The organism is Curtobacterium sp. Curtsp57, assembly GCF_047324335.1.
In the GTDB taxonomy this organism is placed as follows: domain Bacteria; phylum Actinomycetota; class Actinomycetes; order Actinomycetales; family Microbacteriaceae; genus Curtobacterium.
Genome location: NZ_CP168511.1, coordinates 63,728 through 85,123, shown reverse-complemented (window position 1 = coordinate 85,123; position 21,396 = coordinate 63,728). Strand labels below are relative to the sequence as shown.

At 70.3% G+C, this 21,396-nt stretch carries 21 protein-coding genes; 2 read left to right on the top strand and 19 right to left on the bottom strand.

The window, feature by feature from the left end; all coding sequences use genetic code 11:
- Positions 1 to 14: 14 nt before the first annotated feature.
- Entirely contained in the window at positions 15 to 935 is a 921-nt protein-coding gene (gene rpsB, locus ACEN9V_RS00390; protein WP_281264856.1) for a 30S ribosomal protein S2, read from the bottom strand.
- Between the two features lie 259 nt (positions 936 to 1,194).
- A complete protein-coding gene (locus tag ACEN9V_RS00385) occupies positions 1,195 to 2,637 on the bottom strand; it encodes a sugar porter family MFS transporter (protein ID WP_413601693.1) in 1,443 nt (480 codons plus the stop codon).
- A 396-nt stretch (positions 2,638 to 3,033) separates the two neighbouring features.
- Between ACEN9V_RS00385 and ACEN9V_RS00380 the strand changes: the two genes are divergently transcribed.
- A complete protein-coding gene (locus ACEN9V_RS00380; protein ID WP_413601692.1) occupies positions 3,034 to 3,594 on the top strand; it encodes a murein hydrolase activator EnvC family protein in 561 nt (186 codons plus the stop codon).
- Positions 3,595 to 3,857: 263 nt separating this feature from the next.
- Here ACEN9V_RS00380 and ACEN9V_RS00375 read toward each other — a convergent pair whose 3' ends face one another.
- From ACEN9V_RS00375 to rplS, 9 genes are all read right to left on the bottom strand, one after another.
- A complete protein-coding gene (locus ACEN9V_RS00375) occupies positions 3,858 to 4,811 on the bottom strand; it encodes a tyrosine recombinase XerC (RefSeq protein WP_413601691.1) in 954 nt (317 codons plus the stop codon).
- A 54-nt stretch (positions 4,812 to 4,865) separates the two neighbouring features.
- A complete protein-coding gene (gene dprA / locus ACEN9V_RS00370; RefSeq protein WP_413601690.1) occupies positions 4,866 to 6,029 on the bottom strand; it encodes a DNA-processing protein DprA in 1,164 nt (387 codons plus the stop codon).
- 56 nt (positions 6,030 to 6,085) lie between these two features.
- A complete protein-coding gene (locus ACEN9V_RS00365; RefSeq protein ID WP_413601689.1) occupies positions 6,086 to 7,618 on the bottom strand; it encodes a YifB family Mg chelatase-like AAA ATPase in 1,533 nt (510 codons plus the stop codon).
- Entirely contained in the window at positions 7,615 to 7,968 is a 354-nt protein-coding gene (locus ACEN9V_RS00360) for a YraN family protein (RefSeq protein WP_413601688.1), read from the bottom strand. Before ACEN9V_RS00360 ends, ACEN9V_RS00365 begins: the two co-directional genes overlap by 4 nt.
- 138 nt (positions 7,969 to 8,106) lie before the next feature.
- Entirely contained in the window at positions 8,107 to 8,457 is a 351-nt protein-coding gene (locus ACEN9V_RS00355) for a histone-like nucleoid-structuring protein Lsr2 (protein ID WP_413601687.1), read from the bottom strand.
- Between the two features lie 109 nt (positions 8,458 to 8,566).
- Positions 8,567 to 8,890, bottom strand: coding sequence for a DUF2469 family protein (locus ACEN9V_RS00350; protein WP_214978948.1), 324 nt, complete (start codon positions 8,888 to 8,890; stop codon positions 8,567 to 8,569).
- 54 nt (positions 8,891 to 8,944) lie between these two features.
- Entirely contained in the window at positions 8,945 to 9,649 is a 705-nt protein-coding gene (locus tag ACEN9V_RS00345) for a ribonuclease HII (RefSeq protein WP_413601686.1), read from the bottom strand.
- Positions 9,646 to 10,392 (bottom strand): signal peptidase I, encoded by a 747-nt coding sequence (lepB, locus tag ACEN9V_RS00340; RefSeq protein ID WP_413601685.1) that lies wholly within the window; start codon positions 10,390 to 10,392, stop codon positions 9,646 to 9,648. Before lepB ends, ACEN9V_RS00345 begins: the two co-directional genes overlap by 4 nt.
- A gap of 109 nt (positions 10,393 to 10,501) precedes the next feature.
- Complete coding sequence (rplS, locus tag ACEN9V_RS00335; protein WP_144765525.1) at positions 10,502 to 10,858, bottom strand: 50S ribosomal protein L19; 357 nt, start codon at positions 10,856 to 10,858, stop codon at positions 10,502 to 10,504.
- Between the two features lie 167 nt (positions 10,859 to 11,025).
- Here rplS and map point away from each other — a divergent pair, with 167 nt between their 5' ends.
- Complete coding sequence (map, locus tag ACEN9V_RS00330) at positions 11,026 to 11,808, top strand: type I methionyl aminopeptidase (protein ID WP_413601684.1); 783 nt, start codon at positions 11,026 to 11,028, stop codon at positions 11,806 to 11,808.
- A 76-nt stretch (positions 11,809 to 11,884) separates the two neighbouring features.
- Here map and trmD read toward each other — a convergent pair whose 3' ends face one another.
- From trmD to aroA, 8 genes are all read right to left on the bottom strand, one after another.
- Positions 11,885 to 12,577 carry a tRNA (guanosine(37)-N1)-methyltransferase TrmD gene (trmD, locus tag ACEN9V_RS00325; protein WP_413601683.1) on the bottom strand — a complete coding sequence of 231 codons (693 nt, stop codon included), beginning with the start codon at positions 12,575 to 12,577 and terminating at the stop codon, positions 11,885 to 11,887.
- Between the two features lie 4 nt (positions 12,578 to 12,581).
- The gene (gene rimM, locus ACEN9V_RS00320; RefSeq protein ID WP_402730161.1) at positions 12,582 to 13,187 is read right to left on the bottom strand and encodes a ribosome maturation factor RimM; all 606 of its coding nucleotides are present in this window, start codon (positions 13,185 to 13,187) and stop codon (positions 12,582 to 12,584) included.
- Complete coding sequence (locus ACEN9V_RS00315; RefSeq protein WP_022905822.1) at positions 13,144 to 13,380, bottom strand: RNA-binding protein; 237 nt, start codon at positions 13,378 to 13,380, stop codon at positions 13,144 to 13,146. The genes rimM and ACEN9V_RS00315 overlap by 44 nt, the downstream gene beginning before the upstream one ends.
- A gap of 4 nt (positions 13,381 to 13,384) precedes the next feature.
- Positions 13,385 to 13,798: a 30S ribosomal protein S16 gene (rpsP, locus tag ACEN9V_RS00310; protein ID WP_413601682.1), complete on the bottom strand. Its 414-nt coding sequence runs from the start codon at positions 13,796 to 13,798 to the stop codon at positions 13,385 to 13,387.
- Positions 13,799 to 13,966: 168 nt separating this feature from the next.
- Positions 13,967 to 16,090 (bottom strand): FAD-dependent oxidoreductase, encoded by a 2,124-nt coding sequence (locus ACEN9V_RS00305; protein ID WP_413601681.1) that lies wholly within the window; start codon positions 16,088 to 16,090, stop codon positions 13,967 to 13,969.
- Between the two features lie 2 nt (positions 16,091 to 16,092).
- Positions 16,093 to 16,932, bottom strand: coding sequence for an SDR family oxidoreductase (locus tag ACEN9V_RS00300; RefSeq protein ID WP_402730163.1), 840 nt, complete (start codon positions 16,930 to 16,932; stop codon positions 16,093 to 16,095).
- An 88-nt stretch (positions 16,933 to 17,020) separates the two neighbouring features.
- Positions 17,021 to 18,178, bottom strand: coding sequence for an acyl-CoA dehydrogenase family protein (locus ACEN9V_RS00295; RefSeq protein WP_413601680.1), 1,158 nt, complete (start codon positions 18,176 to 18,178; stop codon positions 17,021 to 17,023).
- Between the two features lie 5 nt (positions 18,179 to 18,183).
- Complete coding sequence (gene aroA / locus ACEN9V_RS00290; RefSeq protein ID WP_413601679.1) at positions 18,184 to 21,342, bottom strand: 3-phosphoshikimate 1-carboxyvinyltransferase; 3,159 nt, start codon at positions 21,340 to 21,342, stop codon at positions 18,184 to 18,186.
- Between the last annotated feature and the right edge of the window lie 54 nt (positions 21,343 to 21,396).

Sequence of the window (21,396 nt, the reverse complement as noted above, 5' to 3'; positions counted from 1 at the left end):
GCGCCCTCTGACACTCACTCGGCGGGGGTGGTCTCCGCAGCGGCCTCGGCCTCGGCGGTCGGCTCGGCGTTCTTCGCCTCGTCGGCGATCGGCTCGCCGATCTCCTTCGCGGCGACCTGCGCGTCAGCGTCGTTCTCTTCGACGGGCGTCTCAGCAGCGGCAGCAGCCGGAGCAGCGGACTCGCCACCGAGGAGCTCCTGCTCCCACTCGGCGAGCGGCTCGGCGGCCTCGTCGTCGGAGCCACCGTTGTGGCGGGTCTTGAGACCCTCGGCAGCGGCGTCCGCGATGATGCGCGTCAGCAGGCCGACGGAGCGGATCGCGTCGTCGTTGCCCGGGATCGGGTAGGCGATCTCGTCGGGGTCGCAGTTGGTGTCGAGGATGCCGATGACCGGGATCCCGAGCTTCTGCGCCTCGTCGACGGCGAGGTGCTCCTTCTTGGTGTCGACGATCCAGAGCGCGCTCGGGGTCCGCGTGAGGTTGCGGATACCACCGAGGGTCTTGTGGAGCTTGTCCAGCTCGCGCTTCTTGATGAGGAGCTCCTTCTTGGTGAAGCCCTTCGTCGTGTCGTCGAAGTCGATCTCCTCGAGCTCCTTCATGCGCGCGAGGCGCTTGGAGACCGTCTGGAAGTTCGTGAGCAGACCGCCGAGCCAACGCTGGTTGACGTACGGCTGGCCGACGCGGGTCGCCTGCTCGGCGATGGAGCCCTGCGCCTGCTTCTTGGTGCCCACGAAGAGGATCGTGCCACCGTGCGAGACCGTCTCCTTGACGAAGTCGTACGCGCGGTCGATGTAGGCGAGCGACTGCTGCAGGTCGATGATGTGGATGCCCGAGCGCTCGGCGAGGATGAAGCGCTTCACCTTCGGGTTCCACCGACGGGTCTGGTGTCCGAAGTGGACGCCGCTGTCGAGCAGCTGGCGGATGGTGACGACGGCCATGTGCCGTCCTCCTTCTGTGTTCTCGGCGCGCGGCATGGCCGTGCGCCCGTTGCGGTTGTGTCGATCTCGACCGGAGGTCGTGATCCCTGGTGCCCTGACATGCGGCCGCCAGCGCTTGCGAGCTGGACCGTTGGCCGGATGGTTTGCGTGGACACGCGAAGTCAGCGCGCTCAGCGCGCTGCTGGAGAGATACTAGCAGAGCACGGACGGGAGGCGCGGTGCGGGTCGGACCCGTACCGCGCCTCCCGTCTGTGCCCGACTACGCCTTGGCGTCGACCGTGTCGCCTTCCGCGGTGATGCCCATCTCCTCGAGGGAGCGGCCCTTGGTCTCCGGGATCTTGGCGATCACGAAGAACAGCGAGATGAGGGCGAACAGCGCGTAGATGCCGTAGGTGACCGTCAGGTTGAAGCCGGACAGGACCGGGAACGAGATCGTGACCACGAAGTTCGCGATCCAGTTCGCCGCGGAGCCGACGCCGAGCGCCGTCGCGCGGATGCGGTTCGGGAACATCTCGCCGAGCAGCACCCACATGAGCGGACCCCACGTGGCGCCGAAGGACACGACGAACAGGTTCGCGAAGATCAGCGCGATCATGCCCCACGCGCCGGGCAGCTGCGGCGCGCCGTTCACGATCGTGGCCTGCGAGAACGCGATCGCCACCATCGTCAGCGACACGAACATGCCGGCGGAACCGGCCACGAGCAGCGGCTTCCGCCCGACCTTGTCGACCAGGAAGATCGCGATGAACGTCACCGCGACGTTGACCACCGAGGTGATCGTCGAGATGAGGAACGAGTCGCTCTCCTTGAACCCGACGGCCTGCCACAGCGTCGTCGAGTAGTAGAAGATCACGTTGATGCCGACGAACTGCTGCAGCACGGCGAGGATGATGCCGACCCACACGATCGGCTGGAGCCCGAAGCGGTTGCCCTTGATGGAACCCTTCTTCTCGTTGGCTTCCTTCTCGATGCCGTCCTGGATCTCCTCCAGGCTCGTGTTCACCGTGTCACGCGGGACGATCTTCGTCATGACGTCGCGCGCGTCGTCCGTCCTGCCCTTCGCGAGCAGGTAGCGCGGCGACTCCGGCAGGGTGATCGCCAGGATGCCGTAGACGACCGACGGGATCACGCCGACGAGGAACATCCAGCGCCACGCTGCGAGCCCGAGGACGGTCTCGGAAGCGCCGCCCGCGGTGACCGCGAAGACCTGGTCGGAGAGCAGCGCGGCGAAGATACCGAGCGTGATCGCCAGCTGCTGGAACGAGGCGAGCCGGCCACGGATGGCCTTCGGCGACACCTCGGAGATGTACGCCGGTGCGATGACCGACGCGGTCCCGATGCCGAGACCACCGACGAGACGCCAGATCACGAGGTCCCAGGTGGCGAAGGCGAACGCGCTGCCGATCGAGGAGATGAGGAACAGCACCGCTGCCCAGAACATGATCCGGGTGCGACCCCAGCGGTCCGCGAGGCGGCCGGCGAAGAACGCGCCGAACGCGCAGCCGATCAGGGCGGAGGCGACGGCGAACCCGCTGGCGGCCTCCGACAGGCCGAACTCGCCCTTGATCGCGTCGACCGCGCCGTTGATCACGGACGAGTCGAAACCGAAGAGGAAACCGCCCACCGCTGCTGCGATGGCGAACGCGGTGACCTTCCCCTTGAACGCACGGTCGGTGCCGTGCCCGGTGGACGTGTTTGCCACGATGCTCCTGGGTTCTGCCGCCGTGCGGGATGCTGCACGGTGCCCCGGCGGTCGGCTCGTTCGCCGTCCGAGCGGCGTTGCGTGGTCCGGAGCGGCCCCGACGATACTCCCTCGGCGGCGGGTGGTCATAACCGGGTTCCGAGGGAGGGCAGGGTGGCCTGGGTGGGCCCGGCCGACTCGGAACGACAGATCCGCTGTCGTACGACAGCGAGTCTGTCGCTGGATGCGTCCGCAACAGTTGCACGCGCGTCCTGACGACACCGTCGCTGTCGTACGACATCGGTCTTGTCGCTGGTTGCGTCCGCGCGGGCCCTCCACAGCCTGGAGGCACGACTCACCTTCCACAGATCGGCATCGGCGGACCTGCGCTCGCCTCCCCCGCCCCAGGCTGGTCAGGTGATCCGACCCACCTTGGCACCCGCACTCGTCGCCGGAATGCTCGTCGCGCTGGGCGGGTGCGACGTCGGGACGAACCAGTCCCCCGACCCGCCGGCAGCGGCCCACCCCGCGACGACGATCATCGTCGGGGACGTAGCGGCGCCCTGGGTGTGGCCCACCGGGGTGCGGGTGGTCGAGCGGGGGTGGGAAGCCCCGCCCGACGACTACGCCGCCGGGCACCGCGGGATCGACGTCCCGGCGGCCATCGGCACGGCGGCGGTCGCGGTCGATGACGGCATCGTCGCCTTCGCCGGGTCGGTCGCCGGGCGGCCGGTGGTGACGATCGACCACGGCGAGGGACTCGTGAGCACGCTGGACTCGGTCGCCCCGGTCGTCTCGGCCGGCGATTCGGTGCGGCAGGGATCGGTCGTCGGACACGTCGCGGTCGGGCACTGTCCGGCGAGTTCACCGTGTGTGCACCTCGGCGCTCGCGTGGACGGTCGGTACGTCGACCCGACGCCGTACCTGCCCGCACCGGAGTGGCCCGTGCTGCTCCCCGAGTCGGCGTGGCCGGGATGACCGCGTTCGCACCCCGCCGTGATCATCGCGCCCGATCGTGACGGGGCGCGACGTCCCCACCGGGGCGCGACGTCCCCACCGGGGCGCGACGTCCCCACCGGGGCGCAACGTCGCACCGGGGCGCGACGTCCCCACCGGGGCGCAATGTCGCACCGGGCGGCGGTGCGGACGAGAACCGCACCGGACAGGGTGACCCCCGGCGGGACGGACGGCGGCTCGCCCGGCGGTCGGACAGCCCGCGTCGGACGCGCGGATGTGCCGTGTCAGGCGCGCGGATGTGCCGTGCGGTAGACCTCGCGGAGTCGCGCCGAGGAGACGTGCGTGTAGATCTGCGTCGTGCCGAGACTCGCGTGGCCGAGCATCTCCTGCACGGCACGGAGGTCGGCTCCCCCGTCCAGCAGGTGCGTCGCCGCGGTGTGCCGGAAGGTGTGCGGCCCGCTCGGCCCCTCCCCGGGAAGCCCCTCCAGCAGCCGTGCGACGATGCGGTAGGCGCTGCGGACCCCGAGCCGTCCACCGCGATCCCCGAGGAAGAGCGCGTCATGGGCCGGCGTCCCGGAACCGCTGGCCTGAGTCGAGGCCGCAGCCGCCAGGAGCATCGGACGCCCCCGTTCGAGCCAGGCCTCGAGCGCGTCCCTGGCGGGCACCCCGAATGGCACCACGCGCTCCTTGCCGCCCTTGCCCAGCACCCGGACGGTCAACCGTGACCGGTCCACGTCGGCGAGGTCGATCCCCACGAGTTCGCTGACGCGGATCGCCGCCGCGTACAACAGCTCGACGAGCGCCATGTCACGCAGCGCTCCGGGATCGTCCCCAGCAGCTCGATCTGCCAGCCCGTCGAGGAGCCCTCGGACCTGGTCCTCGGTCACGACCCGTGGGAGGTGCGCCGCCCCCTTCGGCGCACGGAGTCGTACACCGGGGTCCACGGTGAGCACACCGCCCTCGGTCGCCCAGCGGGTGAACGCGCGGACCGACGAGGACCGGCGCGCGATGCTCGACCGCGCGAGCCCCCGCTCGTTCGCGTCCCACAGCCAGTCGCGGAGCACCTCGAGCGTCACCGCTCCGACGGACTCGATCCCACGGGCGTCGGCGAATCGGAGGAGGTCCTCGAGGTCGCCCCGGTACGCCCGGACGGTCTGTTCGCTGAGCCCGCGGACGTCTCGCGCCTCCCGCAGGAAGGACGTGACCGCACCGCCCAGGGTTCCGCGGTCGCCGTCCATGGCGACCAGCGTAGGCGCGTTCGAAGACGGCAGCAGGCTGGCGGCGGCGGCGCGTCATGCGACGGTCCAGCCGTCTCGCTGTCGCCGCACGAGCCCCTGGAGTTCGGCGAGCGCGAGCGCATCGGCCGCCCCTGCCACCGACAGGCCCGATCGACGAGCCGCCTCCAGGTCACCGATCGGCCGTCGCCCGAGCGCATCGAGCACCCGGACGACATCGGGATCCTCGACCGACGAACGCAACGGGACGGGCTCCTGCGAGTCCGTCCCGTCGTGGAACCCGAGTGCGGCTCGTGCCGGGTCGGAGGGCTCGACGGCGAGCTCCGCACGCCGGTCTGCGACGAGACGGTGGCACCCCACCGACGCAGGCGACGAGAACGCGCCGGGGACGGCGAACACGGGCCGTCCGAGCTGTGCGGCGTGGTTCGCCGTGTTGAGCGCCCCGGATCGCGCGGCGGCCTCGACGACCACGACCGCATCGCTCATGGCGGCGATCATCCGGTTCCGGGCGAGGAAGCGCCACCGGGTCGGACGCGTACCGGGGGGCGATTCGGCGAGGAGCATCCCCTGTCGGCTGACGTTCCGGAGCAGTTCGACGTGTCCGACGGGGTAGAGCTGGTCGATCCCACCGGCGAGCACCGCCACGGTGGGGGCGCCTGCGGCGATCGCCACGCGGTGAGCGACCGCATCGATCCCGTAGGCTCCCCCGCTGACGACGGCGCACCCGTCATCCGCGGCCGACGACGTGATCTCCGCAGCGGCCTCTGCACCGGCGAGGGTGTTCGCCCTGGCGCCGACGACCGCGAGTGTCGGCCGTTCGAACACGGGGGTCGCCCGACCGCGACACCAGAGCACGAGTGGCGCATGGTGGCCGAGGTCAGCGGTCCGCTCGGGCCAGTCCGGATCACCGGGCACCAGCAGCGTCGCACCGACCGCCTCGGCACGCTCCACCGCACGCGCGACATCGGTGCGGTCGAGGCGCGGGCCCCAGCGCAGCAGTCCGGCATCGACCGTGGCCTGCAGCCCGAGGAGTTCGTCGGGAGCGACGGCACCGACGCACGCACGCACGACCGCGCCGCCCCGGCCGGACGCCTCGGCGTACACGAGTTCCAGCGCACGCACTGCCCCGAGCGCCGCCACGAGGGCACCGGCACCGGAGTCGCCGGGTTCCGCCAACGCACTCCACGCGACCCGCGCCACCACCTCTGCGTCCTCCGTCACCGACGCCACCGGCCGTACACCGCTGAGGTCCACCCCGCCGAGCGAGGACCCGCCCGTCACAGCGCGCTCCGGAGTGCCGCCGCAGCACCGACCTGGCGCCGCGCCGGCCGGTCGACGCCGTCGAGGTCCGCGATCGTCCACGCCAGGCGCATCACCCGGTCCCAGCCGCGCATCGTCAGCGTCCCGAGGTCGAGCGCCCGGTCGAGCACCGCGGTGGAACCCGGCTCGGGCCGACCGTCCCCGCGCAACCAGGTGCCGGGCACCTCGGCGTTCCTGGACCACCCGGTGCCCTCGAGTCGTTCGGCCATCCGCGCCCGGGCAGCGGACACGATCGCCCTGGCCTCCTCGCTGGTCGGCGTCGTGCCGTCGGTCCTCCGCATCTCGGCCGTCGTCATCCGGTGGACGTGCACACGGATGTCGATCCGATCGAGCAGCGGCCCGGACATCCGCCCGAGGTACCGACGGACCGTCGTCGGCGTGCAGTCGCACGGCGGCCCGCCGAGGTCCGCCCGGGTGCCGGCGTTCCCGCAAGGACACGGGTTCGCCGCGAGGACGACCTGGCACCTGGCGGGGAACTCCGCCGCTCCGGCTGCCCGGTGCACCGTGATCCGTCCGGACTCCAACGGTTGCCGCAGTGCGTCGAGGACCGCGCGCGGGAACTCCGGCGCCTCGTCGAGGAAGAGCACGCCCCTGGTCGCCCGGGAGACCGCGCCTGGACGGATCGTCCCGGACCCGCCACCGATCAGCGCGATCGCCGAGGCCGAGTGGTGCGGTGCCTCCCACGGAGGACGCGTCGTCCAGGAGTTGGCGCCGAGGCCCGCGATCGAGCGGACGGAAGCGACCTCCAGCGCAGCCGGCGGATCCAGGTCGGGCAAGAGCCCCGGCAGTCGCTCGGCGAGCATCGTCTTCCCCGCACCCGGTGGACCGAGCAGCAGGACGTGGTGGCCACCGGCGGCGGCGACGAGCATCGAGCGGACCCCGACCTCGTTGCCGACGACGTCAGCGAGTTCGGCGGCCGGGGGTGGCAGCGCCGGTGTCGTGTCCGTCATCACCGGCTCGACCTCGACCGGAGGCAGCAGCGCACCGGCGTCGATCGCGGCGCCACGGAGTGAGTCGACGCCCGCCACCGCGACGTCGGGGACCGCCTGCGCCTCGGCGAGGTTGCCGACGGGCACCACCACCCGGTCGGCGCCGGCGTCCCGTGCCGCGACGGTCATCGGGATCACGCCGGGGACCGGACGGACCCGGCCGTCGAGCCCGAGCTCCCCGATGTAGACGACGCGCTGTGACACACCCGGTGCCGTACCGGTGGCAGCGAGCACCGCCATCGCGATCGCGAGGTCGAACCCCGAGCCGCGCTTCGGGATCGCCGCCGGCGTCAGGTTCACCGTGATGCGCCGCGCCGGCAGTGGACACCCGGCGTTCGCCGCCGCCGAGCGGACGCGTTCGCGCGCTTCCCCCAGCGACGTGTCCGGGAGCCCGATGATGCTGAACCCGGGGAGCTGACTCGTCAGGTGCGCTTCGACCTCCACCAGCCGCCCGCTGACCCCGAGCAACGCGACCGCTGCGGACCGCCCGATGTCGGTCACGCGATCGCCTCGACGTGCTCGACGACCGCGTGGTCCCCCATCACGTGCACCGCGATCGCATCGAGCCGGATGCGGCGCGCGTGCTCGGTCGGGTGCGCCGAGAACCAGAGCGGCACGAGCAGCCGGAGCCGCGCGAGCTTCTGAGCGGTGAGGGCTTCGAGCGGGTGACCGGTCGAAGCGGTCGCGCGGGTCTTCACCTCGACGAAGACCAGGTCGGTGCCCTTCCGCGCGACGATGTCGAGTTCGCCACGGGCACAGCGCCAATTGCGGTCCACGACGACGTAGCCCCGCTGTTCCAGCCAGTCCGCGGCGATGGATTCACCACGCGCTCCCAATGTCCCTGATGTCATGGGGCAAGCGTCGCCACCGGGCGCGCCCGTCCGACCACGAATGAGAACTCTGTGCAGAGAATGCCGAAGCAATCGACCTGTGGAGGAACGACGAAGCCCGGTCGACCGTGATGATCGACCGGGCTTCGGGGACAGGGACTAGTGCGCCGCTGCGTACGCTTCCTGCACCTGGGTCGAGATACGACCGCGCGAGGAGACCTCGTAACCGTTCTCCTTGGCCCATTCACGGACCTTCGCGAGCTCTTCGGAATTGCCGCGCTTCGGCGCCGACTTCGGGGCACCGGCACCGCCGGTCCGGCGGCCGCTCACTTTGCGCGCGGCGGCGACGTAGTCGGAGATCGCTTCGCGGAACTTGTCGACGTTGTCGTTCGACAGGTCGATCTCGTAGGTGGATCCGTCGAATGCGAATTCGACGGTGCGTCCGTCACCCGGGGTGATCGGCGAGTCATCGAGATCGTCGACGAGCTGGACGGTGACCTTCTGTGCCATTGTGGCCTCCTGGCGCGTGGGGAAAGTGAAATCCCGGCCAGAGTATCGCGGATTCCGCCCACCCGTGAAAAGGGCAGCGCGTTTCCCAGCAATTCGGTCGAATTGACGATCACTCGTCGAGTGCGAGTTCCTTCGGCAGTTCGAGTTCTCGCGTGGTGAGTTCCTCGACATTGACGTCCTTGAACGTCAGCACCCGGACGGACTTCACGAAACGGTCGGACCGGTAGACGTCCCAGACCCAGACGTCGTTCATCGTCAGTTCGAAGTAGAAATCGTGCTCGGTGTCGCGCCGGGCGAGTTCCACCTCGTTCGCCAGGTAGAAACGGCGCTCGGTCTCGACCACGTATCGGAACTGCGACACGACGTCGCGGTACTCACGGTAGAGGGCGAGCTCGACCTCTCGGTCGTAGTCGTCGAATTCGTCGTCATCCATTGCGCCCACAGTCTACGGCCGACGACCCCTCCGGGGACACCAGCGCCGGAGCACTCAGCGAACGAGCCCGTCGACCGACCCCAGCGCCTCGAACCCGTCCAGCGCCACGCTCGACGCCGCGTGCAGCCAACTCTTCCGGTGCAGCGGATGCGCACCGACCGACCGGATGGCGTCGTAGTGCGCGGTCGACCCGTACCCCTTGTTCGACGCCCACGCGTAGTGCGGGGCATCGTCGTGCGCCGCCACCATCAGCGCGTCCCGCTCCACCTTCGCGACGATCGACGCCGCCGCGACCGAGGCGCAGTCACGGTCGGCCTTCACGCGCACGGTGACGTCGAGCGGCGACGATCCAGGGGGGAGCGCCCGAGACAGCCAGTCGAACGAGCCGTCGAGCAGCACGACGGCACCGTCGAACGACACTCCCGAGTCGGCCAGTGACGAGAGCGCCCGTGCACCGGCGAGCCCCAGCGCCGGCACGATGCCCTGCTCGTCCACGTACGTCGCCGACGCCATCCCGACGGCGGTCCGCGCCCACCGGGTGACGACCGGCACGAGCTCGGTGCGGCGGGCGGCGGAGACGGCCTTCGAGTCCGCGAGCCCCTGGGGCACGCGCCGGACGTCGATGGTCACCGCGGCGGCTCCGACGGCGACGGGGCCCGCGATCGCACCGCGCCCGACCTCGTCGACGCCGATGACCGTGACGCGTCCGGCGGCGAAGAACGCCTTCTCGACGCGCAACGACGGCCGCACCGCGCTCACCGGTCCTTCTCCTCCACACCCGCGAACACGCCAGGGTAGTCGTCGAGCCAGGTCCACCGGCTCGTCGGCCACGAGATCACGAATGCACGACCCGTGACGTCCGACAACGGCACGAACCCCTTCGACGGCGTCTCCCCGTTGTAGCGGGAGTCCTTCGAGTCGTAGCGGTTGTCGCCCATCACCCAGATGGTGCCCTTCGGCACGGTGACCGAGAAGTCGGTCCCGGACGCACGGGTCTCGCCTGCAGGCAGCTTGAGGTAGGGCTCCTTGACCGGGACGCCGTTGACCGTCATCTGTCCGAGGTCGTTGCAGCAGGCGACCTTGTCACCCGGCAGGCCGATGACGCGCTTGATGAGGTGGTCGTCGCTGTCACCGGTACCGAGACCGACCTGCGTGAGGAGCCAGTCGATCGCCTTCGCCGGCTGCGACTGCGGCGTGACGTTCGGCACCTCGGCCCCCGTCAGCCACCCGCCCGGGTCCTTGAAGACGACGACGTCGCCGCGCTTCAGCGAGACCGCGTCGGGAACGAGTTCGTTCACGATCACCCGGTCGTTGATCTGCAGCGTGTTCTCCATCGACGCCGACGGGATGTAGAACGAGCGGATCAAGAACGTCTTGACCAGGAACGATACGAGCAGCGCTGCGACGAAGATGATGAGCAGGTCACGCAGGAAGGTGAGCACACCGTTCCGCTGTTTCGTGGAACGCGGCCGACGGCCCTCGGTCTCGGTCGTGTCGGTCATTCCACCCTCGAAGTCAAGAAACGGGGAGAGCCCCCCGTCGATGCACAACCGTACATCGACGAGGGGCCCGGAACGGCGATCCGCGAGCGGACCGTCGCTGTGAAGGCGATCAGTTGTCGCGCTTCTCCTTGATCTTGCGACGAGCCGCCTTGCCGCGGAGCTCGCGGAGGTAGTACAGCTTCGCGCGACGGACGTCACCGCGGGTGACGACCTCGATGTGGTCGATGATCGGCGAGTGCACCGGGAACCAGCGCTCGACGCCGACCTGGAAGCTGACCTTGCGGACCTTGAAGGTCTCGCCGAGGCCGTGGCCCTGACGGCCGATGACGACACCCTGGAAGACCTGGATACGCGAGCGCGTGCCTTCGATGATGTTGACGTGGACCTTGACGGTGTCGCCCGGGCGGAAGTCCGGGACGTCGGTACGCAGCGACGCTGCGTCGACGGAGTCGAGGAGCTGGCTCATGATTGGGTCACTCTCTGCGGACGCACACGGGTCGCCGCGGATCGGTTTCGGAAAAGAAGTGGTGTGTGCCCGGTGTCGGCGACTCCCCCGTGGCAGAGTCCAGCCAGGGCACGGCTATCGATTCTGCCACAGAAGAGCCGAGACACGAAACGCGGCAGGATGGACGCATGATCGAACTCCGCACCCCCGCCGAACTCGACGGACTCCGGGTCGCCGGCCGTTTCGTCGCCGACGTGCTCGACGAACTCCTCACCACCGTGGACGTCGGAGTGAACCTGCTCGACCTGGACCGGGTGGCCGCACGGATGATCGCGGAGCGTGGTGCCGTCAGTTGCTACGTGGACTACCACCCGTCGTTCGGCAACTCCCCGTTCGGCAAGAACCTGTGCACCTCGGTCAACGATGCCGCGCTGCACGGACTCCCCCACGACTCCGTCCTGCAGGACGGCGACCTCGTGAGCATGGACTTCGCGGCGAGCGTCGACGGGTGGGTCGCGGACTCCGCGGTGACCGTGCAGGTCGGCACCAAGGACCCCGAGGACCAGCGGCTGATCGACACCGTGGAGCGTGCACTGGCCGCCGGCATCGCACAGGCCGCACCTGGCAACAAGCTCGGCGACGTGTCCCACGCCATCGGCGCCGTCGCGCACGAAGGCGGCTACGACGTGAACCTGCAGTTCGGCGGGCACGGCGTCGGTCGGACGATGCACGGTGAGCCGCACGTCCCGAACGACGGCCGCCCCGGACGCGGACTGAAGCTCCGACCGGGGCTCGTCGTCGCGATCGAACCCTGGCTCATGCAGGGCACCGACGAGCTCTACCAGGACGACGACGGCTGGACGCTCAAGAGCGTCGACGGCTCGCGTGCCGCGCACGTCGAGCACACCGTCGCGGTTACCGCGGCGGGACCGGAGATCCTGACCCTGCGTCGCGCCCAGCGCGCGGACTGACGGACGGGAGGCTCGTGGCGGCCCCGCCACGAGCCTCCCGTTCGTCACGGCGGAGCCGAGACTCGCGCCGCCGGCGCTACCCGTCCGGCAGCAGGTCGGGCCGGACGCGCCGCGTCCGCTCCACCTGCTGCTCGTGGCGCCACTCGGCGATGCGCCCGTGGTGCCCGCTGAGCAGGACCTCGGGGACGTCCAGATCGCGCCACGACGCGGGCTTCGTGTACGAGGGGTACTCGAGCAGGCCGTCCTCGTGCGATTCCTCGACGAGGGACTCCGGGTTGCCGACGACACCGGGGACGAGTCGCCCGACGGCCTCGATCATCGCCATCGCCGCGACCTCGCCACCGTTCAGGACGTAGTCGCCGAGGGAGAGCTCGACCACCGAACACCGCGACGACGCCCACGAGAACACGCGGGCGTCGATCCCCTCGTACCGCCCGCAGGCGAACACGAGGTGGTCCGAGTCAGCAGCCAGCGACCGGGCGATCGACTGCGTGAACGGCGTGCCGGCCGGCGTCGGGACGACGAGCGTCGACGACCCGTCCGGCCGCAGCAGCGCCGAGAGCGCCTGGGCCCACGGCTCCGGCTTCATGACCATCCCGGCACCACCGCCGTACGGGGTGTCGTCGACGGTGCGGTGCCGGTCGGTCGTCCACTTCCGCAGGTCGTGCACGTGCAGGTCGAGCAGCCCGCCCTGTCGTGCCTTGCCGAGGAGCGAGACGTCGAGCACCCCGAAGAACTCCGGGAAGATCGTGACGATGTCGATGCGCACGGGGCTAGGAGATCGTCTCGGGGCGCGACGTGTCCTCGGGGTCCTCGAACAGACCCGTCGGCGGCGTGACCGTCACGGTGCCGCCTGCGACGTCGACCGCGGGGACGATCGCGCCGACGAAGGGCACGAGCACCTCGCCACGATCGGGGGTGTCGACGGCCAGCAGGTCCTGCGCGGGCAGGTGGTCGACGCGCGCGACCGTCCCGACCTGGACGCCGTCGCGCATGACACGCAGGCCGACCAGCTGGTGGTCGTACCAGGCGTCCTCTTCGCCGGTCTCCTCGGAGGGATCCTGATCGACCCAGAGGATGGCGCGTGCGAGGGTCTCGGCGGCGTCGCGGTCGGCGATCCCGGTGAAGAACGCGACCGGGTGGCCGTTGTACCAGCGGAGCTCGTCGATGGCGATGGTCTTCCCCGACCAGGGAGAGTCCTCGGGGACCTGGAGCGTGAAGACCGCTCCGCGCGTGAACCGACGATCCGGGTCGTCGGTGTAGAGCTCGAGCTTGAGACCGCCCTTGAGCCCGTGCGCCTTGGTGATGCGACCCACCCGGAGCTGGGTCGCCTCGTCAGGAATCGGTGTCGACCACGTCGACCCGCACCCGCTTGCCATCGGCGAGAGCCGTGACGAGGGTGCGGAGCGCCTTGGCGGTCCGACCGGCGCGTCCGATCACGCGGCCGAGGTCCTCGGGGTGCACACGCACCTCGAGGACCTCGCCCCGCGCGGAGGTGGAACTGGCGACGCGCACGTCGTCAGGGTGATCGACGATCCCCTTGACGAGGTGCGTCAGCGCGGATTCGAGCAAGGAATTACGCCTCGGTCGTCTCTGCGGCGTCGTCGGCCGACTCGGTCGGAGCGGCCGGGGCCTTCTTCTCCGACTTGGGCTTGAGGACGGCCTTCTTGGCGGTGTCAGCGACGAAGGCCTGCTTCGGCTCCGCGACCTTGACCTTGGACTCGGTGTCCTTCTCGCCCTTGAACTTGGCCCAGTCACCGGTGAGCTTCAGCAGCGCGGCGACCTGCTCGGTCGGCTGCGCGCCGACGCCGAGCCAGTACAGCGCACGCTCGGACTCGATCTTGATGACCGAGGGCTCCTCGGTCGGGTGGTACTGACCGATCTCCTCGATGACGCGACCGTCGCGCTTGGTGCGCGAGTCGGCGACGACGACACGGTAGTACGGCGCCCGGATCTTACCGAGACGCTTGAGACGGATCTTGACAGCCACAAATGCTCCTGTTGCGTGTTGTTGTGGTTGAACCGGAACCGCGGGCGTGGGGGCACGCGCGGTGAAAGCTCGAGAGATTCGTGTACCGCTGGATAGAGGGTCGAGCGGACACGATTCGACCGTTCATTCTTGCAGGTTTCGCGGCGAGAAGCGAGTCGGGACGCGCCGTCATGGTGCGAGTGCGCGGACCGCCTCGAGTGCCTCGGACGTCGCGCGCACCGCGTCGACTCTCCGTGCGTCGCGCGCACCGCCCACGATCGCGTACGGCACGCCGGCGGCCTGGAGGCCCGGCTCGAGTCCGGCGGCACCGTCCCGGTCCGCGTGCACAGCGGTCTCCTGCCCCGCGCAGATCACGACGGAGTCCGCCGGGACCATCCGCTCGGCACCGTCCTCGTCGCGGATCCAGAGCGCACCGGGTTCGATCCGCAGGTACTCCTGGACCCCGCCGACCATCCGGACGCCCGCGTCGCGCAGCCGGCCGAGCGCGACCCAGCGGGACGTCAGGCCGACACCCTGTCCGAACTTGCCCGAACGGCGGAGCACGGTGACCTGGTCGCCCGGCCGCAGCGTGCGCGACGCGACCGGCTGGCGCTGTGGCAGGTCTCCCACGACGTCCTGCGCGACCGGGACGTCCCACCGCTCGGCGAAGGACGTCGCACGGACCGCCTCGGAAGGGGACTCGGTGAGGAACGCCGCCGTGTCGACGCCGATGCCTCCGCCGCCGATGATCGCGACGGTGCCCGCGGGCACGCCGTCGCGCAGGGCACGCTCGTACGTCAGGACGTGCGGCAGCTCCGCTCCCGGGATGTCGACCACGCGCGGGACCACACCGGGCGCGAGGACCACGGCGTCGCTGTCCACCAGGTCGGCAGCGGTGGCGGCACGTCCGAGGTGCACGGTCGCCCCGCGGTCGTCGAGCTCTGCCCGGGCGGCGCGGACGGTCGCGGCGTAGTCCTCTTTCCCGGGGATCAGCGCGGCGAGGCCGAACTGCCCGCCCAGCTCCGGCGCGGCCTCCCAGAGCGTGACGTGGTGGCCCCGGCGGGCTGCGTCCACGGCCGCGGCGAGCCCGGCTGGCCCACCGCCGACGACGTCCACGCGCTTGGGGTCGGTGGTGGGACGTGCCGGGAACGCGACCTCGCGCGCCGCGCGGGGGTTCACCAGGCAGGAGACCGGCTGCCCGACGATCGACCGATCGAGGCACGCCTGGTTGCAGCCGATGCAGGTGTTCACGAGCTCGAAGCGTCCGGCGAGGGACCGCGACACGAGCTGCGGGTCCGCGAGGAACGGGCGAGCGAGGGCGACGGCGTCGATGAGCCCGTCGGCCAGCACGGTCTCGCCGTCGCGGAGGTCGGTCATGCGGTTCGAGGCGATGACCCGCACGTCCGGGTACGCCGACGCCCGGACGACACGAGCGATCCGGGACGCCTGGGTCAGCCATGCGCCGTGCGGCACCGCGGCCTGCACGGTCGGTGTCCGGGACTCGTGCCACCCGATGCCGACGGAGATCCCGTCGAGCCCGAGCGGCAGCAGGTCGTGCACCAGTGCGTCGACGTCGTCGTCGGTCGAGGACCCTGGCATCAGGTCGGCGCCGGATAACCGGATCGTGACGGCGATGTCCGGCACCGCTGCACGTACCGCCTGCACGACGGCGACCGGGAACCGCCGGCGTGCCGCTGCCGAACCACCCCACTCGTCGTCCCGCAGGTTCGTGAGCGGCGAGTGGAACTGGTTGATGAGGTAGCCCTCCGACGCCATGATCTCGACGCCGTCGAAGCCGATGTCCCTGGCGGATCGCGCGGCTGCGGCGAAGTCGGCGATCGTCCGCTCGACGTCCGCTGTCGTCATCGCCTCGGGGACGACCCCACGGGCGGCGGCCCACGGCAGCGCCGACGGGGCGATCGCGCGCTGCGGCTCGCCGTTCCGGTCGGTCATCCCGCCGACGAGCGCGTACCGCCCGGCGTGGAAGAGCTGCGCGAGGATCGTGCCGCCCGACTCGTGCACGGCGTCGACCGCCACGCGGAACCGCTCGTCGGCACCGTCGACGCCGAACACCGCGAAGTCCGGGCCACCTCGGGCCTCGTCGTTGACCGCGATGCCGCCGGTGATGATGCACGCGGCTCCCCCGGCCGCACGCTCACGGTAGAACGCCGCCATCCCGGCACCGCCGTCGTCGTGCACCTCGAGTCCGGTGTGCATCGACCCCATGACCACCCGGTTGGGCAGGTGCAGCGGGCCGAGCGTCCACGGGGACGCGACGGTGGCGACGGCGGTGTCGGCAGCGGCGATCGTCATGGCTAGGAAGCGTCCGATGCGCTCGGAGCGGCCGGCAGCACGGCGTCGCGAAGCGGCGACGTCGTGTCGGCCCAGTACGGCGGCGCGATGACGGTCAGCCCACCGTCGACCGACAGCACCTGCCCGGTGATGTACGACGCCTTGTCCGACAGCAGGAAGTCCACGGCGTCGGCCATGTCGTCCGCCGTGCCCGGTCGCTGCAGCGGCAGCTTCTCGTAGACGGTCTCGATCGGCGCCTGGCCGGGGACCTTCGTGTAGAAGTACTCGAGCGAGTCGGTGTCGATGAGGCCGCCGTTGACCGCGTTCACGGTGATCTGGCGCGGGCCGAACTCGACCGCCATGTACTTCATGTAGGACTCGCTCATCGCCTTCGCGGCGCCGAGCGCGGCGTACGTCGGGAACGCCCGGAGCGAGCCGTACGAGGTGACGACGACGATGCGGCCGCCCTTGTCCATGAGCTCGGCGGCGCGCTGGGCACCGAGGACGAACGAGCGGGCGTTCGTCGCGTAGCTGCGGTCCAGGTGGTGCAGCTTCAGGTCGGCGACCGGCTTGAAGGCGCTGGCCGCGGCGTTCGCGACGAAGTAGTCGAGGCGTCCGTACGTGTCGCGCACCAGGTCGAACAGGGCGTCGATCGACTCCGGCTGCTCGATGTCGACCTGCGCGGTGATGCCGTCACCACCGGCCGCCTTGACGTCGGCCAGCGACTCCTCGGCGAGGTCGGCGTTGCCCTTGTAGGTCACGACGACGGTCGCGCCGCGCTGGCCGAGCTTCTGCGCGAGCAGCCGGCCGATGCCGCGGGAGGCCCCGGTGATGAGCGCGATGGGTGCGGTGCTGTCGGTCACTTCAGTCCTTTGCGTTGCGTGAGCAGGATACGGACTGGAGGCTCGTGGCGGGGCCGCCACGAGCCTCCAGTCAGGTGCGTGGTGCGGGTCAGAACCCGGCCTGGCCGGTCACGACTGCGCGACCGACGACCAGCTTCTGGATCTCGTTGGTGCCCTCTTCGAACCGCTGCGCACGGGCGTCACGGTAGACGCGCTCGATGGCGTTGCGCTTCCAGTAGCCCTGGCCACCGTGCACCTGGAGCGCCTTGTCGGTGACGCGGGCGAGCATGTCGACCGCGATCATCTTCGATGCGCTGGAGAGCGTGCCGGCGTCGGGACGGCCTTCCTCGTAGGCGCGGGCGGCCTCGAGCACGAGGGCCCGTGCCGCGGCGATGTCGGCGTAGTTCTCGGCGATGTAGAACTGGATCGCCTGGCGGGTGGCGAGCTTCTTGCCGAAGGTCTCGCGCTCGTTTGCGTACTCGACGGCGAGCTCGTTCGCACGCTCGGCGAGGCCGACGGCGCTCATCGCGACCGACACGCGGCTCGGGAGCAGGAAGCCACCCAGTGCGACCTCCAGCCCCTGGCCCTCTTCGCCGAGCAGCGCGCTCGCGGGGATCGGGGTGTCGGTGAAGCGGAGGATCGCGTGGTCGGTGCCGCGGATGCCCATGGTGTCCGAGTCGTCGATCACCTCGGCACCGGGGAGCCCGGTGTTCGGCATGAGGAACGCGACGGTGCCGTCCTGGCCCGTCGTGCCCTCGAGCCGCGCCGCGATGAGCCAGTAGTCGCACTTGACGCCGAACGTGATGAGGTGCTTCTCGCCGTTCATCACGTAGGTGTCGCCCTCGCGACGGACCGTCGTGCGGATGTCCGCGCCGGTGCCGGCCGTGGCCTCGGTCAGCGTGAACGCGACGAGCTTGTCGCCGGCGACGGAGGGCTTGACGACCTGCTCGATCTGTTCCGGGCTCGCGTACGGCTGCATGGCGCGCCAGGTGCCGTTGATGACGTGCACGAGCATGCGGATCGACGCGTGCGAGCGCGACACGATCTCCATGATCTCGAGGTAGCGGGAGAACGGGATGTCCCGCCCGCCGAGCTCGGTCGGCGCCGCGAGGGACAGCCAGCCCTTGTCCTTGAGCTCCTGGAAGAGCTCAGGGCTCACCTGGCCGGTGCGCTCGATCTCGTTCGCCCAGTCCTCGCCGCGGCCGCGGACCCACTCGGTGACCTCGGCCTTGAGCTGCTGGAACTCGACCTCGTTGAACGTGGTCATCTCGGTTACTTCTCCTTCGTCGCGACGAGCGCGGCAGCCTGCTCGCGCAGGACGTTCTTCTGGACCTTGCCGACCGCGTTGCGCGGCAGCTCGGCGATGTACTCGAGCCGCTCCGGCCAGTAGTACTTGGACACCCCGGACTTCTCGAGGTACTGCTGCATCGTCCGGAAATCGAGCGGTTCACCCTGACGGGCGGACACGACGAACGCACATGCGCGCTCCCCGAGGCGCTCGTCGGGCATCGCGACGATGGCGACGTCGGTGACGAGCGGGTGCTGGTAGAGCAGGTTCTCGATCTCGACGACCGGGATCTTCTCGCCACCGCGGTTGATGACGTCCTTGACGCGGCCGGTGATCGACAGGAAGCCCTTCGCCGACACCTTCGCGAGGTCGCCGGTCTTGTACCAGCCGTCCTCGGTGAAGACGTCGTCGGTCAGGTCGGGGCGGTCGAGGTACCCGTCGAACATCGTCGGCGAGTGCAGCTCGTAGTTGCCCTCGGTGTCGGCCGGCAGCTCGTTGCCCTCGTCGTCCACGATGCGGATCCTGATGCCGGGCAGCGCGCGGCCGTCGTGTCCGTAGGCGTCCGCCGGGTCGTCGGACGGGCTCGACAACGCGCCGAGGCACGTCTCGCTCGTGCCGAACGCACCGAGGATCGCGGTGCCGAGCACGGTGCTGGCCCGCTGGGCGAGGGCACGGGGAACCGCGGCTCCGGTCGGGACGAAGATCCGGAGCGACTCGGGCTGTGGTGCACCCGCCTCGACCAGGTCGACCAGGTCGGTCAGGAACGGCGTCGCGCACTGCACGAAGGTCGCCCCGGCCGCACCGAAGGCCTGCTCGAGGGCGACGGTGCCGTCCCACACCGGCTGGATGACCTGCGGCGCGCCGAGCCGGAACGCCAGCAGCATGCCGTAGAGGAAGCCGGTCTGGTGTGCGAGCGGCGACGGGATGTAGATCCGGTCGTCGCTCGTCAGCCCGGACTGCGCGACGTGCATCGCGGTGGCGAGGCCGAGCGTGCGGTGCGGGTGCTGCACGCCCTTCGGCTCACCGGTGGTGCCAGAGGTGAACAGCAGCTGGCAGATGTCGTCCGGCGTCGGCGCGTGCGAGCGGATCTGCTCGACGTCGACCTGGACGCTCTCGAGCGCGGTGTCGAAGTAGCGCCAGTTCCACTCGCTCGCCGCGACGCGCTCGGCGGCGTCGGCGGGCAGCGGTGCCTGGTTGGTCGGGGTGTCGCCCTGACCGCGCGCTTCCGACCGGATCACGACGACGTGTTCGACCGAGAGCCGACGCTTCTGCGCCTTCGCCTCGTCGACCACGTCGAGGAGCTCGAGCGCTGGGCGACGCTTGCGGAACACGTTCGGCAGGAACACGACGCGGGCACGAGAGCGGGCCAGGGTCATCGTGGTCTCACGCGGGCCGAACACCGGCATGATCGGCGTGGCGACGGCACCCATCTGGATCGCGCCGAGGGTGATCGACACGAACTCGCGCCAGTTCGGGAGCTGCATGGCGACGGACTCACCACGGCGCACACCGAGCTCGAGGAGTAGCGCAGACACCTTGTCCGCCTCGTCCTGGAGCTCCTTCCAGGTCGTGTTCACGGGTTCGGGACCGCCGACCTCGATCACGGCGAGGCCGTCCGGGTCGGTCTCGGACAGCGTCCGGACCTTCTCGGAGAGCACGAGCGGGTCGGCGTCGACGCCGGTGAGCTCCGGCAGGTCAGCGGCACGGGCCGCGGCGTCGGTGTCCTCGCCGAGGTCGGTGTGCTGGTTCGACACGTCGGCACGGTCGGCGCGGGTGTCCGCTGCCGCCATCGCCGCCTCGGCGTCGCCGACCTCCATCTCGAGGCCGACGGAGTTCATCGCCTCGAGGAACGTCGGGTAGGAGATCCGGTAGGCACGCGGATACGTGAGCGCGGAGACCCCGTCGGCCTTCGACGCTGCGACCGCGAGCGACATGAGCACGCGGTGGTCGTTGAACGACGACATCGACGCGCCGTGCAGCTCACCGGCGCCCACGCCGGTCACGCGGAGTTCGTCGGCGCCCTGCTCGGCACGTCCACCCATCCGGTTCAGCTGCAGCATGGCGGCGACGCGGTCCGACTCCTTGAGCCGGATGTGCGCCACGTTCCAGAGCCGGGTCGTGCCCTCGGCGAAGGTCGCCATCGTGGACAGGATCGGCAGGAGGTCCGGGATCGGCTGGCAGTCGATGTCGAGGGGCTTCAGCGGGGAGCCGTCATGCTCGATCCGCACGAAGCCGGTCTCCTCGTCGATGCGCATCGGGACGCCCATCGCCGTCGCGAGGTCGAGGAACTCGCTCTCCGGGTGGTCGGTGTCCGCGGTGGTGAACGAGGTCATGCCGCGGAGCAGCACGTTGGACTCGCGGATGCCGGCAGCGGCGATGCCGAAGGCGGCGGAGCCGATGTCCGGCGGGATGACGTAGTCGTGCGGGGTCGCCTGCTGGTTCGCCGGGATCCGGTACTCGAGCCAGTCGTCGGAGACCTCGACCCGCAGGCCGAACTGGCGCATCATGCGCACGGTGAGCTCCACGTACGGCTGCTCGTTGAGGCGGCCGCCCGTGATGTGGATGCGTGTCTCCTCTTCCGCGAACGGCGCGACGAGGAGCAGGCCGGAGATCCACTGCGAGAGCGTGCCCGCGATCTGGACGTCACCGCCGCGCGGACGCTTCGGCTGGACGGTGACCGGCGGGCAGTCGTTCGTCGCCTCGAGATCGACGCCCATCTGGGTCAGCGAGGTCAGCAGCGCCTTGATCGGACGGCGCTGGAAGTACTTCATGCCCGACAGCGTCATCGGCTTGTCCGCGAGGGATGCCAGACCGGTCATGAAGTAGAGCGTCGTGCCCGACGAGCCCATGTTCAGGACGCCGTCGGCGCCGCGCGACCCGTGGTCGACGACGTCGGTCGCTTCGTACCGCCCACCGAGCCCGGTGACGTGGTACTCGTTCCCGCGGCGCTTGATGTCGATGCCGAGGGCACGCAAGGTGCCGACGGTCCACTCGACCTGCCGTGTCGTGCTGATCCCGGAGACGATGCTCGTCCCCTTCGCCAGCGACGCGAGGACCAGCGCGCGGTGCGCGTGGTACTTCGAGACCGGGATGTCGAGCTCTCCGATGAGCGGGGCAGAAGTACCTCGTACGACCAGCTGCATGCGTTCCTCTTCCCTGTTGAGCGCTTCTACGGTAGTCCTGATGGGGAAATCCTG